General features: G+C 36.9%; 17 protein-coding genes. 10 read left to right on the top strand and 7 right to left on the bottom strand.

Features of this window, described 5'->3' with window-relative positions:
* Window position 1: 1 nt before the first annotated feature.
* Window positions 2–235 carry a DUF2627 domain-containing protein gene (locus KYI10_05910; GenBank protein QYA31932.1) on the bottom strand — a complete coding sequence of 78 codons (234 nt, stop codon included), beginning with the start codon at window positions 233–235 and terminating at the stop codon, window positions 2–4.
* Window positions 236–407: 172 nt separating this feature from the next.
* Here KYI10_05910 and KYI10_05905 point away from each other — a divergent pair, with 172 nt between their 5' ends.
* The 5 genes from KYI10_05905 (at window position 408) to gndA (ending at window position 5900) form a co-directional block, all read left to right on the top strand.
* Complete coding sequence (locus KYI10_05905; protein QYA31931.1) at window positions 408–1502, top strand: Glu/Leu/Phe/Val dehydrogenase dimerization domain-containing protein; 1095 nt, start codon at window positions 408–410, stop codon at window positions 1500–1502.
* A 173-nt stretch (window positions 1503–1675) separates the two neighbouring features.
* On the top strand, window positions 1676–2113 hold the full coding sequence (locus KYI10_05900; protein ID QYA31930.1) for a BrxA/BrxB family bacilliredoxin: 438 nt from the start codon (window positions 1676–1678) through the stop codon (window positions 2111–2113).
* Between the two features lie 3 nt (window positions 2114–2116).
* Window positions 2117–3085 carry an aromatic acid exporter family protein gene (locus KYI10_05895; GenBank protein QYA31929.1) on the top strand — a complete coding sequence of 323 codons (969 nt, stop codon included), beginning with the start codon at window positions 2117–2119 and terminating at the stop codon, window positions 3083–3085.
* 245 nt (window positions 3086–3330) lie between these two features.
* Window positions 3331–4437 carry a M20/M25/M40 family metallo-hydrolase gene (locus KYI10_05890; protein ID QYA31928.1) on the top strand — a complete coding sequence of 369 codons (1107 nt, stop codon included), beginning with the start codon at window positions 3331–3333 and terminating at the stop codon, window positions 4435–4437.
* A 59-nt stretch (window positions 4438–4496) separates the two neighbouring features.
* The gene (gene gndA, locus KYI10_05885; protein ID QYA31927.1) at window positions 4497–5900 is read left to right on the top strand and encodes an NADP-dependent phosphogluconate dehydrogenase; all 1404 of its coding nucleotides are present in this window, start codon (window positions 4497–4499) and stop codon (window positions 5898–5900) included.
* A gap of 110 nt (window positions 5901–6010) precedes the next feature.
* On the opposite strand, the gene KYI10_05880 is transcribed toward gndA, so the two are convergent.
* From KYI10_05880 to zwf, 3 genes are all read right to left on the bottom strand, one after another.
* Window positions 6011–6859, bottom strand: coding sequence for a helix-turn-helix domain-containing protein (locus tag KYI10_05880; GenBank protein ID QYA31926.2), 849 nt, complete (start codon window positions 6857–6859; stop codon window positions 6011–6013).
* A 10-nt stretch (window positions 6860–6869) separates the two neighbouring features.
* Window positions 6870–7469, bottom strand: coding sequence for a hypothetical protein (locus tag KYI10_05875; protein ID QYA31925.1), 600 nt, complete (start codon window positions 7467–7469; stop codon window positions 6870–6872).
* A 144-nt stretch (window positions 7470–7613) separates the two neighbouring features.
* A complete protein-coding gene (gene zwf, locus KYI10_05870; protein ID QYA31924.1) occupies window positions 7614–9092 on the bottom strand; it encodes a glucose-6-phosphate dehydrogenase in 1479 nt (492 codons plus the stop codon).
* Window positions 9093–9198: 106 nt separating this feature from the next.
* Between zwf and rnz the strand changes: the two genes are divergently transcribed.
* Window positions 9199–10119 (top strand): ribonuclease Z, encoded by a 921-nt coding sequence (rnz, locus tag KYI10_05865; GenBank protein QYA31923.1) that lies wholly within the window; start codon window positions 9199–9201, stop codon window positions 10117–10119.
* Window positions 10120–10201: 82 nt separating this feature from the next.
* Here the strand turns inward: rnz and proC are convergent, their stop codons facing one another.
* A complete protein-coding gene (proC, locus tag KYI10_05860) occupies window positions 10202–11005 on the bottom strand; it encodes a pyrroline-5-carboxylate reductase (protein ID QYA31922.1) in 804 nt (267 codons plus the stop codon).
* 78 nt (window positions 11006–11083) lie between these two features.
* Between proC and KYI10_05855 the strand changes: the two genes are divergently transcribed.
* Window positions 11084–11830: an SDR family NAD(P)-dependent oxidoreductase gene (locus tag KYI10_05855; protein ID QYA31921.1), complete on the top strand. Its 747-nt coding sequence runs from the start codon at window positions 11084–11086 to the stop codon at window positions 11828–11830.
* Here the strand turns inward: KYI10_05855 and KYI10_05850 are convergent, their stop codons facing one another.
* Together KYI10_05850 and KYI10_05845 are read right to left on the bottom strand one after the other, a co-directional pair.
* Complete coding sequence (locus KYI10_05850; protein ID QYA31920.1) at window positions 11831–12772, bottom strand: alpha/beta hydrolase; 942 nt, start codon at window positions 12770–12772, stop codon at window positions 11831–11833.
* Entirely contained in the window at window positions 12769–13680 is a 912-nt protein-coding gene (locus KYI10_05845) for an aldo/keto reductase (GenBank protein ID QYA31919.1), read from the bottom strand. Before KYI10_05845 ends, KYI10_05850 begins: the two co-directional genes overlap by 4 nt.
* A gap of 65 nt (window positions 13681–13745) precedes the next feature.
* Between KYI10_05845 and KYI10_05840 the strand changes: the two genes are divergently transcribed.
* From KYI10_05840 to xerD, 3 genes are all read left to right on the top strand, one after another.
* Window positions 13746–14282, top strand: coding sequence for an NUDIX hydrolase (locus KYI10_05840; GenBank protein QYA31918.1), 537 nt, complete (start codon window positions 13746–13748; stop codon window positions 14280–14282).
* 115 nt (window positions 14283–14397) lie between these two features.
* Window positions 14398–14877, top strand: a complete 480-nt coding sequence (locus tag KYI10_05835) for a Fur family transcriptional regulator (protein ID QYA31917.1) — start codon at window positions 14398–14400, stop codon at window positions 14875–14877.
* A gap of 74 nt (window positions 14878–14951) precedes the next feature.
* Complete coding sequence (gene xerD / locus KYI10_05830; protein ID QYA31916.1) at window positions 14952–15839, top strand: site-specific tyrosine recombinase XerD; 888 nt, start codon at window positions 14952–14954, stop codon at window positions 15837–15839.
* The last annotated feature ends 119 nt before the right edge of the window (window positions 15840–15958 follow it).

Below are 15958 nucleotides of genomic sequence, written 5' to 3'. Positions count from 1 at the left end.
ATTATTTACGGAACTTTTGCTGTGCTCGTTTACTTTTCTTTTCGATGTGCAGTATATATCCACCGACAAAACTAACACCAAGCACCATCAAAACAAACCCAATAATAAATTGTAGCCAAATATAATGGAGCTCTGGAACAAGAATACCAAAAAGTGCATCTCTCATCCATTTAATACCTAATCCAGCCAAATAGATTGGAACACCAAGCACCATCAATGCAATAACCTTTTTCAAAACATCACCAATTTCATTTTTATATATCATTATTATAACATGATTGTATTAATTTGATAGTCGAAAAATATGCTGCAATCTAATAAAACTTCGTAAATTGAAATATTTAATTGTTAGTACTATAATAAAAATGTAAGCAGTTACATATCTTGATCTGAAAAGGGGAATAGCAATGATATTTGAAACATTAGAACGATACGATTATGAGCAGGTTGTATTCTGTCAGGATAAGGCGAGCGGTCTTAAAGCAATCATAGCAATACATGATTCAACGCTAGGTCCTGCACTTGGGGGATGCAGAATGTGGCCATATAATAGTGAAGAAGAAGCAATTGAAGATGCGCTTCGATTAGCTCGTGGAATGACGTATAAGAACGCAGCAGCGGGACTTAATCTAGGTGGTGCGAAGACGGTTGTCATCGGCGACCCTAAGAAAGATAAGTCTGAAGCGATGTTCAGAGCGTTAGGACGTTATATCCAAAGTCTAAATGGTCGTTATATTACTGCAGAAGATGTCGGTACATCCGTTACAGATATGGACACGATATATGCAGAAACTGACTATGTTGTAGGATTATCAGAAAGTTATGGATCAAGCGGTAATCCAAGCCCGATGACAGCGTTAGGCGTATATCGTGCGATGAAACGTACGGCCAAAGAAGCATTTGGCGATGACAGCTTAGCAGGTAAGACGATTTCTGTACAAGGTGTAGGAAATGTGTCTTATACTTTATGTAAATATTTACACGAAGAAGGTGCGAAACTAATCGTTACAGATATCTTCCAGGAATCAATTGATCGCGCGGTGAATGACTTCGGCGCAACTGCAGTGAAGCCTGAGGAAATCTATTCTGTTGAAGCGGATATCTTTGCACCATGTGCATTAGGCGCTGTTCTAAACGATGATACAATTCCACAACTGAAAGTTAAGGCAGTGTGTGGATCTTCGAATAACCAGCTGAAGGATATGGAAATCCATGCAGCGATGCTTAAAGAAAGAAATATTATCTATGCACCAGACTTTGTTGTAAACTCTGGGGGAGTTATTAATGTAGCTGATGAGTTAAGCGGCTATAACCAGGACCGTGCAACAAAAAAAGTCAATGAAATCTATGATCAGATGGATAAAGTATTTGAAATCGCGAAACGTGATAACATTTCAACAGCTTTAGCAGCAGAACGCTTAGCTGAAGAACGTATTGATCAGATGATGCGTGTACGTAGTACATTTAGTTTGAATGAACATTCTTTGATTTCGAGACGTTAAGAGCTATTCTAAGCACCTACAAAAGATTTTTGCAGGTGCTTTTCTTTTAATGTCGGTAGCAGAATGAATTAAACGCTTATCTATATGTGTTAAAATTTCACGAATTAATCACTAGATTTAACAGGCTTTATTCGTTATGATAGTTGTATCAATTTAGAAGAGGTGTTATATCAATGGATATGAATTTCAATATGTATATGGAAGATTTTGTTAACACAGCGCGTCAAGAGATTGAGAATGCAGGGTATAAGCAATTAACGACGTCTGAAGCGGTAAATGAAACATTCGATAAGCCTGGTACAACTTTTGTTATGATTAATTCAGTTTGTGGGTGTGCGGGTGGAATAGCTCGTCCAGCTGCAGCACATGCTGTTCACTATGATAAATTACCGGATCAGCTTGTAACAGTATTTGCAGGTCAGGATAAAGAAGCAACTGCTACAGCGCGTGAATATTTCGAAGGTTATCCACCAAGCAGTCCATCATTTGCATTACTTAAAGATGGTAAGATTATCTCTATGATTGAAAGACATGAAATTGAAGGTCATGATCCTATGAGTGTTATTACAAATATTCAAGCATTATTCGAAGAGCATTGCGAAGAGCGTTAATAGATGAAGATTAGACCTTATCGTATTGGATTCAGAACGATAAAGACAGCATTCGGGATGGCTCTGGGTGTAATTATCTGTAAGTTATTAGGACTTGATAATTACGCATCAGCAGCCATCCTGGTTGTTTTATGTGTAAAAAATACACGTGTAAAGTCATTGCAGGCAGCCAGCGCGCGTTTCTTTTCGTGTATGCTAGGATTACTGTTTTCTTATCTATTCTTTACGCATCTTGGGTTTAATCCAGTCGTGCTCGGTTTACTTGTACTAGTCTTTATTCCAGTGACTGTTATGTTCGGTATTGAAGAAGGTGTAGTCACCAGTTGTGTCATCATTCTACATTGTTTTAATTTTGGTTATATAAACCGACACGTAATAATCAATGAAATAACTTTGATTGTCGTCGGACTTGGCATTGCATTATTGCTTAATCTATATATGCCGGACTTATCAATGCGATTGAATGAGTATAAGAAAGAAATCGAAGCAGAGTTTCAGGTCATCGTCTCAAAGTTGAGTGATGCGCTTATCTATCCAGAAATAGCACTAGATAAACAACAGATTGTTAAGCTGCATCAGACGATAGAACGTGCTAAATCTGTAGCATATACAGAAGTGGAGAATCATTTTACAAGAAATGAAAATTCATACTATCATTACTTTAATATGCGTGAAGCACAGCTTGAACTTCTGTTACGGATGGTGGACCTAATTAACCAGATGGACCATAGTGATAAGCTTCATGTTAATTGTAGTAATCTATTACAAGACTTATCAAGCAATATATCCAGCAACAATTTCACTGCTATCCGATTACATGACCTATATGCTATTATGCTGGATGTTGAAAAGTATCCTTTACCGATGAATAATAAACAGTTGAAATCAAGAGCAGCTTTAATCCAGCTTCTGAATGAGATTGAGCAGTATCTTGAGATTAAATCAAATTTTGGATCACTAAAACTCTACTAAAAAATCAGGACGCAGTCCTGATTTTTTAGTTCGTTAAATATGGTAGTACACTGCTTAAAATAAGAGCAGATACTATAAGTACAAGTAAAATGATGATTGTAAAACGTAAAAGATTTTTGTTCAAGGAAACCATCCTTTCATAAGTATTAAAATAATTATAACAAATGTCTCATGCCAATGCTTAGACTTTTCTGTTTACCTAACCTTTGGTACATTAGTAGTAACGAAAAAAAAGGAGAGATGATATGGATACTGAACGATTAGTAGAAACATTTAAAAGTCTTGTCAAGATTGATAGTGAAACAGGACATGAAAGAGCAATCGCTGATCACCTTAAAAATGTATTTTCAGAGCTCGGACTGCAAGTAGAAGAAGATGACACTCAGCAAAAGACAGGTTTTGGTGCGGGCAATCTTTTTATTACATTAAAAGGAAACACAGATCAAAAACCGATATTATTATCTTGTCACATGGATACGGTGACACCTGGTCAAGGTATAGAACCGATTGTAACCGATGGGATCATCCATACTGATGGTAGTACCATTCTTGGTGCGGATGATAAAGCAGGTATTGCAGCAATTATCGAAACGATTCAGACATTGCAAGAAGAGCATCGTGACCATGGTGAAATTCAAATCGTGATTACTGTAGGAGAGGAGTCATCACTAGTCGGGGCTAGAGCTTTAGATGGTAGTAAATTAGTTGACGGCTATGGATTTGCACTGGATGCAGGTAACAAAGTCGGTACAATCGTCAATAGAGCCCCTAATAATGCATCATTAAATGTCACTATTAAAGGTGTTACAGCACACGCTGGTGTTGAGCCTGAAAAAGGTGTAAGTGCAATTAATATAGCTTCACGTGCAATCAGTAATATGAAGCTCGGAAGAATAGACGGTGAAACTACTGCAAATATTGGCCGTATAGAAGGTGGAGAAAAAACGAATATTGTAGCTGACAGCTGCTTTATACTCGCTGAAGCAAGAAGCCTGGATGAGGAAAAGATGCATCAACAAGTACAGCACATGAAAGAGGCATTTTTAACAGCCGCTGCAGAACTTGGTGGGTCAGCAGACGTAGAAGTTACTGTGAATTATCCATCATTCCATGTACCTGAAGAAAGCGAAGTAATAAAGATAGCACAGCAATCAGCACTTAATATCGGTCGAACGCCTGAGGTGGTATCCAATGGTGGCGGTAGTGATGCCAACTTTATTAATAGTTATGGTGTTCCAACAGTTGTTCTTGCGGTTGGTTATGAGAAGATTCATACAGTAAATGAAAGAATTGCAGTTACGGAGATGGAGAAATTAACAGAACAGGTCCTTGAAATCATCAAGCTTGTTTAATCAAAGTGACATTACAATATGTTATAATGAAATGGAATAATTATTGAAAGAGGTAGAGTATGAGTAAACAACAAATAGGTGTTATTGGTCTTGCAGTTATGGGTAAAAATCTTGCATGGAATATTGAATCGAGAGGTAATTCTGTTTCAGTCTATAATCGTTCAAGTGACAAAACAGACTTAATGATGAAAGAATCAACTGGTAAGAATATTCATCCGACATATACTTTGGAAGAATTCGTAAATAGTCTTGAAACTCCCCGAAAGATTATGATGATGGTTAAAGCAGGAGAAGCAACAGATGCGACAATTGAAAGTCTATTGCCATTATTAGATAAAGGTGACATTCTAATTGACGGCGGCAATACCAATTATAATGATACGGTTCGACGTAATGTCTATCTTTCTGAAAAAGGAATCAACTTTATCGGAACGGGTGTTTCTGGTGGTGAAGAAGGCGCACTTCACGGTCCATCTATCATGCCAGGTGGTCAGAAAGAAGCTTATGAACTCGTTAAACCAATTCTAGAATCTATTGCAGCAAAAGCTAAGGATGGCAAGCCGTGTGTCGCTTATATTGGTCCAGATGGAGCAGGACATTATGTGAAGATGGTACATAACGGTATAGAATATGCGGATATGCAGCTTATAGCAGAAAGCTATGATCTGATGAAGAATGTACTCAATATGTCACATCAAGAAATTGCAGAAACATTTAAGACATGGAATGAAGGAGAGCTAGATAGCTATCTTATCGAAATTACGGCTGATATCTTTAATAAGCTAGATGAAGATGGCACACCGCTTGTAGAGAAAGTACTGGACAAAGCAGGACAAAAAGGTACAGGTAAGTGGACATCAATTAATGCGCTTGACTTAGGGGTTCCATTAACGATTATTACCGAATCTGTATTTGCCAGAACGATATCAAGTCAAAAAGATGAACGTGTAATTGCGCATGAAGCTATTCAAAATGAAAAGAATAATTTTGAAGGAAATAAGGATGAATTCCTTGAAGCCATTCGTGAAGCATTATATATGAGTAAGATTTGTTGTTATGCTCAAGGATTTGCACAGATGAAAGAAGCTTCAGACAGCTATAACTGGGACTTACAGCTTGGTGATCTCGCAATGATCTGGCGTGAAGGGTGTATTATACGTGCACAGTTCTTACAAAAGATCAAAGACGCATATGATCTTGATAATGATCTTCAGAATTTATTGCTTGATCCTTATTTTAAAGGGATTGTTGAAAAATATCAGCAAAGTTTAAGAACGGTTGCATCAACTGCAATTTTGACAGGTACACCGGTACCGACTTTTGCTTCTGCAATCAACTATTTTGATTCATATACTGCGAAAGATCTTCCTGCTAACCTTATCCAGGCACAGCGTGATTATTTTGGAGCACACACATATGAAAGAAAAGATAAAGCAGGTACATTCCATACGGACTGGAAATAATAATTTTTTCATTCTGAAAATATAATAAGTAAATTCAAATAAACCAGAACAATACTGTCACTGTACAGCATCGTTCTGGTTTATTTGATATATTGATTTATAATCTGACATTAGAATTGTTTCTCTATAGGAATCCATAGCTCTACTTTATTAAAGTGGTTGTCGAATGCATAATCTGAAGGAAGCACATAGACAAACTGCTCATTCCTTAAATAATTAAGTTGAAGATCGACCTGTTTTTCGATAGAATACCAAATCTCACTGAAAATATAATCCAGATGTCCTCTGGATTGAAATACTGCATATTGAGCACGATTGATGGCGGAAGTTTCATAATGATAAGATCGTTCTGACTGAACGCCGATAAATATATGAACACCTGTTATATCCGGATGAAGTGTTACATATAATTTACCATTCGTACTCAAATGCAACAATTCATCGATAAATCCATCCTGGTTTTCATTATAGATTAGATCAGGAATTAAAAATTGATTCGATAGATGCTGGTTATCTATTCTGACGGATTTTCCGACTAACTCAGTATGATCAGCATGTTTTATACTATAATGCGCGGGGGGCTTCGTTGTTGTTGAGAGCTGCAGATAAAGGCGATGAACCATCTGGAGTTTCTCTGGATTTGCACGGGCTTGTATCGGAGAAGTTCCATGAAATTCACTAAAAGCTGTACTGAATTCATGAGCACTCGTATAGCCGTACTTTTTTGCAACGTCGACAAGTCTATAGTTTCCGTTCAATAAATAGTTTGCAGCTTCTGTCATCTTCCTGCTGTGGAGGTATTCTTCCACAGTCATTCCTGTGATCATGGTAAAGGACTGTGTAATATGGAATGCACTCTCTTCAAGGTAATTACTAAGGTCATCAAGTGTAAATGACTGTAATAAATGATCTTCAAGATATACGATTGTTTTTTGGACAGTTTCAATTGATTTCATCATTTCACACTTTCTAAATCTCGTAGTTAATAGCGTAGATATGTATCATTTCCTGCTTGTCGTTATCATAGTCTTCTAGCTTGATCGTGTGAAGCAGGGTGATTTCATTGAAATATTGCAAGTAGTTGATATAACTAGCATCAGGATAATACAAGATGAGCAATTTTCTGTGTAAGTCCTTAATTGACAGTAGCGAATCGATAAACTTTTTGAAGATATGTACAGAAAAAGGATTGAATAGAAAGAAAATGCTATCCTGTGCTTTAATAGTATAATCCAATATATCACAGTTGATCGCTTCGATATGGCATCGGTGATGCTTTGAATATGCCTGGATATTCTTTAATGCATGCATATAAAGCTGTTTGTTAATTTCAATGCCTTTAGTTTGAACTTGTAGCTGATGGGCCGCATAGATTGGTACTCGATGCATCCCTGAGCCGATATCGACAAATACGTCATCAACAGTTATCAATGGCTTAATCAATTGGAATAGTTTTTCGAGATGTATATAGTCTGTCGGTTCATAGCGATGAATTGCACCACGAGAGTATGACTCATAATAAATTTCTGTCTGAATATTAAGCTGGTGATCAAAGTATGCATCGTTCATAAAGTTAAATCCTTTTTATGATTAAGATAACATAAATAAATAGAAAATAAAATTATTACTTTGAATTATAGAGTTGAATCATATTAAATAACACCCGAACAAAAACTGTTCAGGTGTTATTTAATGATAAAGCTGTATATATGTTTAGAAGTCCCACCAATGGAAATTGTCACGACTAAGCAGTAATTCGCTCTTGATTGGTCCGTTGCTCCCTGCTGGGTAGTTTGGAAATGGTGCTGGATTATTATCCCAGTATTCCGCTACTGTATCAACATATGACCAAGTTGCTTTCAATTCTTCCCAATGCGTAAAGTTTGTCGCATCACCACGTAAACAGTCATAGATTAATCCTTCGTATGCATCTACGGTATTCATCTTATCTTGTGTAGTCATCGCATAAGAGAGCTTTACAGGCTCTGTGTCGATACCTTCTATATATTTACGAGCATTTAAATGAAGTTCAATGCCTTCGTTTGGCTGAATGTTGATGATCAGCAGATTTGAATCGAGTTCGTTGTCTTTTTGATAATATAGATTCATCGGCATTTCTTTGAATTCTACAACCACTCTGATTTCTTTTTCTTTCATGCGCTTTCCAGTTCTAATATAAAATGGCACACCGGCCCATCTGAAGTTATCAAGCATGACTTTCGCTGCAACGAAAGTAGGGGTATTACTATCTGGTGCGACATTATCTTCATCACGATATTTTTTTACCTTCTCACCGTTGATTTCACCAGCATCATACTGCCCGCGAACAAAATAGCTTTTGACATGTTCTGGTTTGATCTTACGAATGGAACGTAAAGCTTTTACTTTTTCATTTCTGATATCTTCTGATGAGAGTGAGATAGGAGGCTCCATTGCCAGAAGAGAAACGATTTGCAGCATATGATTCTGAACCATGTCTTTAAGGGCGCCACTCTTGTCATAGTAGCCTCCTCGATCTTCAACACCAAGTATTTCAGATGAAGTGACCTGGATATTTGAGATGTATTTATTGTTCCATAATGGTTCGAACATAGCATTGCTAAAGCGGATGACCTCAATGTTTTGCACCATATCTTTTCCAAGATAGTGGTCGATACGATATATTTCTTCTTCTTTGAATGATTTACGAATCTGCTGATTCAACTGTTCAGCAGATTTCAGATCCTTACCGAATGGTTTTTCAATTATTAAACGTTTGAAACCATCCGTCTTTGTAAGGCCACTTAATTTTAAATGATCGGTAACAGTACCAAAGAATTCTGGAGCCATTGCTAAATAAAATAGGCGGTTACCTTGCAGATTAAATTCACTATCCAAAGTTTCTGAAAGAGATTTGAGCGATGCATAGCTTGCTGCATCATTTACATCATGCGGCTGGTAAAATACGTGTTCCATAAAGGCGTCAATCTTATGTGTATCAGCTACGAAGTTCTCGATAGATGCTCTGATTTCGGCTCTGAATTTATCGTTTGACCAGTCACGTCGGCCGATTCCTATGATTGCAATTTGGTCATTGAGATTTCCTTGTTGAAAAAGATGGAACAGGGATGGAAATAATTTACGATGACTTAAGTCGCCTGTTGCACCAAAAATGGTAATTAAGCAGGGAATATTTTGCTTTTTTATATCCAAGATAACTAACCTCGATTCTATTGTTATTCTTTATATTTTTTCATAGAACACATAAAAATACAATTAAAACATGCTATAATTACGTGATGAAAAGGTGGTTTTTAATTTGAAGATTATTTGTTTAGGAACGAGCGCCGGATTACCTACAAAAGAAAGAAATACGCAGACGACGATCCTTTCTTTAAATCCACTCTATAATGAATACTGGATGTTTGATTGTGGGGAAGCAGCACAACATCAAATATTACATACTAACATTAAACTTGGTAAGCTCACGCATATATTTATTTCTCATCTGCATGGAGATCATATCTTTGGACTACCAGGTGTATTAACTTCAAGAAGTTTTCAAGGGGGTCAGGACAAAAAACTGACATTATATGGTCCAGCTGGGTTAAAACAGTTTGTTGATACAGTACTGACGATTTCCTGTTCACATCTTAATTATCCTCTTGAGATTATCGAGATTGATCATGGTGACGAATTTATTATCAATGATATCGAAATAACAGTTGGAGCATTAAAACATGGGATCCCTTCATTCGGATACAGAGTAGTAATGCCTGATACGGCTGGTAACTTAATAAAAGAAAAGTTGATAGCTGAAGGCATCGCTCCAGGTCCGGTCTATAAAGAGTTTAAGTTGCGTGAACAAGTCACAGTAAATGGGAAAATATATAACACTGAGGATTTTAAGACTGCCGGAAAAAAAGGGAAGAGGCTCGTATTTTTTGGAGATACAATGCCTTGTGAAAACGAAGCTTCTTTGGCAGAGAATGCAGATGTTGTTGTACATGAGTGTACATATCTCGATGGGGATGTAGAATTAAGTCATAAATACTATCATAGTCATATTGATGATGTCCTATCTTTTGTCAGTACGGGAAATGTGAAAAAGCTTATTATCAATCATGTCAGCAATCGCTATACTACTAAAGATATAAATCGATTACTAGCTGAAATAGAAACTAAAACAGAATGTGAAGTTTTTATTGCAGATGATTTTTCTGAGTACGATGTGGAATAAAATCAAAAAGACGGCTGGAAACAAAAATCATTTCCTTCCGTCTTTTTTGATTTTATTCATGTATATCGGTGTCACGACCGTTTTATTCACTTAGTTCTTTGCTTCTGTTCAACGCGTGTTCTAAACAATCAATAAATATTTCTTCTATTGGATGCTTGCGCAGAGCATCTAATCCGGCTTTAGTTGTTCCCCCTTTAGAGGTAATATTTTCGCGTAGCTGATCAATTGAAAGTTCTGAGTTTTCCAGCATTCTTCCAGTACCTATAATCAAGTTTCTCACGGCAATATCCGTATCATCAGGAGACAGTCCAAGATGCTTTGCAGCTTTTATATATTCTTCATATACATAGTAAAGAAACGCAGGTCCACTTCCTGTTATTGCAGTGACATCATGAAGAGATTCTTCTTTCACTTCGATAGATGTACCGAATGCTTCCAGTAGGGCATTAAGATTTGATTTAGCATCTTCACCAAAATTATCAGAATAAGATATGCCGGTAACCGATTGCTGAACATGTGCATTCGTATTCGGCATAATGCGTGCGACTGGATTATGTGCATTTAATTTATTCTTAATTTGATTGATTGGAACACCAGCCATCATTGATACAAAGTGGTTTTCTTCAAAGAGATAAGGTTTGATTCGTTGTGCTACTGAATCAAAGTCGTACGGTTTTACCGCCAGGAAGACGAAATCAGCATCTTTTAACAGAGCCTCGTCGTCATAGCTATAATTTATTTGATAAAGTTGATTAAAGCGTTTTAATTCTTCTTCATTAGAGCGGTTCGTGATAAATATATCCTTGCCTTGAATCGTTTTACTCTCAACAAGTCCGATAAAAATGGCACTTGCCATATTACCAGAACCAAAGAACACGATTTTCATACTATCCCTCCATAAATTGTTCATAGCATTTATTATAGTGTAAACTATATATAATTTACAATTGCGATGGTGAGGATTATGAGTAAAAGAATATTGATAACGGGTGCCTCGGGAGGCATTGGAATTAAACTTGCTGAACAGCTTCTAATAGAAGGAAACACGGTGTATGCATGTGCAAGAACATTAAGTAAGCTCTTTCATCTAAGAGAATCGTTCGTTGATCGATGTGTATTGCTATATGCTGACTTTAAGTCAGAGGAGTCAACTTTGGCCTTTATTGAGGAGGTAGCTCGTATTGACTTTGATGTTGTAATATTTTGTGCAGGATTCGCAAATTATCGATCGCTCGTGTCGATGACACCCGAAATAATGAATGAGATGATGTTCGTCAACTATCAAAGTGTCGTCTATATTATCAAGTCGATGTTAAATGAACAACACAAACCGCATTTCATTATACTAGGTTCATTGGCGGCTCATGCAGCGACCCCAGGAGGGGCAATCTATTCTGCTTCTAAAGCTGCACTCAATCAAACGATAAATGCTTTGCGGCTCGAGATGCCTGAAGCTTCATTTACTGTTGTCAACACAGGTCCAGTAGATACAGAATTTATCTTTAAGGCGAGCGGCAATGTATCTCTCTTAAATCGTCTGATTATGATACGTAGTGATATACTGACACAAGAAATAATAAAGGCAATACACAATCCACGAAGAGAAATTAATCGTCCAAAGTGGATGTATATTGCTTTAAAGGTGTATAACCTCGCTCCACGCTCCATCGAAAAGATGTTCAAACCATTTTTTATGACAAAAGTAAAATGATTATGGCTGAGCTGGAGGCAATAGGTTGTATGTTTCAAGAAAGTTTTGTACGACTTTCTTATATGTCAGAGGGTTGACGTTATAGCTCGCAGCATGACCACCATGTTCCGGATACCAGCGCATCTTAGGTCCAATCTTCTTGTTATAAAGGTCAACGGAATGTGTATATGGGATAAATGTATCTGGTTTTGAATGGATGAACAGGATAGGTTGTTCGACATTGTGTATGACATTGATAGGTGAGACCTGATTTAAGGTGAAATGTGTTCTTAGTCTTAATATTCGATTCATAGAATAGAGAAGGAAGCCGCTTCCTAATCTCGACTTTTGTTCGATGATCTGAGTCAGCAGCTGACTAAAGTTACTAAAAGCGCAATCAGAAATATAGAACTCAGCTTCATTTGCGAGCTCTCCAGCATAGAGCAATGTTGTTGCTGCACCCATAGACTCACCATGAATGCCAAACTTAATATCATAGCCATACTGCTCCTTCAAGAAGGTGATCACACTTTCCAGATCGGTTTTTTCATAGTATCCATATGTTGAGTGATTACCCTCACTTTGGCCATGTCTTCTATGATCAAAGATGATACCATTAAAGCCTAATGATATGAATAGATTTAAATATTTTATGCTTGTTATCTTATTCTCGGTGACACCATGACAAAAAATCATCCAGTAATTATGTTGATAAGGCTTAACCACTGTTCCGCTAAGATTATAGCCGTTGCGTGAGTGAATTGTTACATCGATTGGATTCAATGCTTTAAAGGCTTGTTCATCCAGCCGTTTTGCTTTGATCTCTCTTCTCCTGATTACTTCAACGTCTCTTAGCTTAAAGTTCAGAAGATAATTTGAAGCAATAATACCAGTGATGCTGGAAGTAATACCACTCGCAACAGATAGACCTAACAATGTGTTTATCAGTGTTCTTGATTTCATTTAATATGATCCTTATAATCAATATCTTTAAAAAATCTCCTTACTTGTTCGATGTTTGATCCTTGTTGCTTCAACGCATTTTCGAAATGCTTAATATTTTCCAGTAACTGTTCCTTGCTTGATGCACCGTTTACAATCGATGCTACAGGATACTGCAGTAAATATTGATACGCAAGTTCAGTTAGATTTCCAGAACGCTTAGCGTGATCAATACTCTGTTTTAATGCTTCATAACTCGAATCTAAAATGCCGTCTTTAAATTTAGTATCTAGTATGCGGGATGCATGATCTGTCAGTAGACCTTTCATTAAAGGACCTCTTGCCAATATTCGAACATCGTGCTTCTCGATACTTTCAATAAGCTGCTCTGGTCTATTATCGATTAAACTGAACTGCATCATTATTGAGTCAATATTGCTATGTTCAAGGTAATAATCAATAACGTTCGGTCTGATAGAGCTTATGCCATAAGCACGAATTAATCCTTCTTTCTTTAAGCTTTCAAACGTGTCTATGACTTCATCCTTATTATCTTCAATCGTCCCGCCATGCAGCATATATAAATCCAGATAATCTGTCTTTAAACGGGCTAAGCTGTCAGTAATACTACGTTTTATGTGAGATTTAGAAGGATTCCATTTAACTTCATCGTTAATCATATTAAACTCATTCCCAACTTTAGAAGCAATGGTTACTTCATGTCTGAGCTTATTAGAACTCAGAAATTCCCCAATAGTTTCCTCGTTACGTCCTTTTTGATACAAGTCGGCAGTATCAATATAAGTAATATTATTTTCTAACGCCGTCTTTAAAATTTTATCTGCCTCGGCTTGTGTTTGAGGAAGATTCATTGCTCCTAAGCCGAGCTGTGAAAATATAAGCCCACTTTTCGTATGATTTGTCTTCAAGATTATTCCTCCATTCGTTATAATAAGTATAGTTTAACATGATAAATGAAAGAGAGTGAATTGATATGGATCTGACAGAGCGTACGATTGAAAAAACACAAATATTTGACGGTAAAGTGATTAAGGTTGAAGAACATATCGTTACATTACCCAATGGCAAAGAAACAGTGAGAGAAGTTGTAAAACATCCAGGAGCTGTTGCGATTCTTGCTGTTAAAGACAATAAGATTCTATTTGTAGAACAATTTCGCAAGGCAATGGAGAAATGTCTGATTGAAGTCCCGGCAGGAAAGGTTGAACCAGGAGAAGAAAGAATAGAAACTGCTAGGCGTGAACTTGAAGAGGAAACTGGGTATACGCCTCTGCAATTATCACTTTTAAAAGAATTCTATGTATCTCCAGGTTTTTGTGATGAATTTATTTCGCTTTATTATACTGATACTTTAGTTGCATCTAACGAACTATCTCCTGATGAGGATGAGTTTGTCAGTCATCATTGGCTGACATTAGATGAAGCTCTGCACTGGATAGATGAAGGCAAGATAGAAGATGCGAAGACGATTATTGCGATATTAAATTATCAGCTCAAATTAAGAAAATAAGGTATAAATTAATTATCATTTAATAATTATTCTAATCTGAGAATAAATTTATTTGCATTAATTCTCAATTACTGATATTTTATATATATTAATCGTTACCTTTAGGAGTGAGGATATGCAGGAAAGAATTAATAGAATAAAGGAGCAGTTACATGAAGCTTCTTATAAACTAACCCCTCAAAGGGAAGCGACAGTTACTGTATTATTGGAGAATGAAGCAGATCATCTAAGTGCGGAAGATGTTTTTCTGAAGGTAAAGGAAAAATCTCCTGAAATTGGACTCGCAACGGTTTATCGGACACTAGAGCTTTTAGCTGAACTGAAAGTTGTAGATAAAATAAATTTTGGTGATGGGGTCGCACGTTTTGACCTGAGAAAAGAAGGTGCAAAACACTTCCATCATCACCTTGTGTGCATGAATTGCGGTGCGGTGGAAGAGATTGAAGAAGATTTACTTGAGGATGTTGAGAAAAAGGTTGAACGTGACTATCACTTTCAGATTATGGACCACCGTCTGACCTTTCATGGAATATGTAGAATGTGCACTGAAAAAGGTTACAGAGCAGATGAACTTAATAAACGTATCAATGAATAAAGAGACTGCAGTCTCTTTTTTTATATATTCATATAAAATATTATGGTAAACTTAATCTACAAAGAGGTGAGGATATGCAGGAAATCATAGATGAATTTTTACACTTTATTATGATTGAAAAAGGACTGAGTGAAAATACGATCGCAGCGTACAGAAGAGATTTGAATCATTATAAGAAGTTTTTAGAAGAATCACATATTGGTTCTATAGATAATATCGATAGATTTACGATTTCATTATTTCTCGGCAAGTTAAAGGACGATGGTAAATCGTCAAAGACGCTTGCTAGAATCACTGCATCCGTTCGAGGATTCCATCAGTTTGCACTTAGAGAAAAATATGCAGTGAAAGATCCGACAATCATCCTGGAACCGCCAAAATTTGAAAGAAAACTTCCGGATATACTCACGGTTGAGGAAGTTGACATTTTCTTATCTTCACCTGATACCTCTAAAGTAACAGGTAGAAGGGACCAGGCAATGCTCGAACTACTATACGCAACAGGTATGCGCGTGTCAGAACTTATCAATCTGGATGTCGCGGATGTAAATACTATTATGGGCTTTGTTAAAGTGACAGGTAAAGGTAATAAGGAGCGCATTGTCCCTATAGGAACGCATATGATTAAGCTGATGGATGCTTATATTGCGAACACACGTCATAAAATGCTTAAAAAGGAGATGACGGATAGTTTGTTTCTGAATTTCCATGGAAAGCGTATGACTAGACAGGGCTTCTGGAAGATAATGAAACAGGTCCAGGCAGAGTCAGGAATACAAAAAAGGCTGACACCTCATACGTTAAGGCATTCGTTCGCCACACACCTGCTTGAGAACGGTGCAGACTTACGTGCTGTACAGGAGATGCTTGGGCATGCTGATATTTCATCTACGCAGCTATATACACATATCGATACGAAACAAATTCGTGAAGTTTATAAAAATACACACCCGAGAGCATAGGAGAAATGTATGAATAAAAAAAATGCAAGTGAAAATAAGGCATTCAAACCACAGGAACAACGACAGATACTGAAAACATCTGAACATAAGGATGAAAAGCCTCGAAATAATATGATGCT

The organism is Macrococcus sp. 19Msa1099, assembly GCA_019357535.2.
GTDB lineage: Bacteria > Bacillota > Bacilli > Staphylococcales > Staphylococcaceae > Macrococcoides > Macrococcoides psychrotolerans.
Note: the sequence above shows the minus strand (reverse complement) of the source record. Positions and strands in the feature narration are given on the sequence as shown.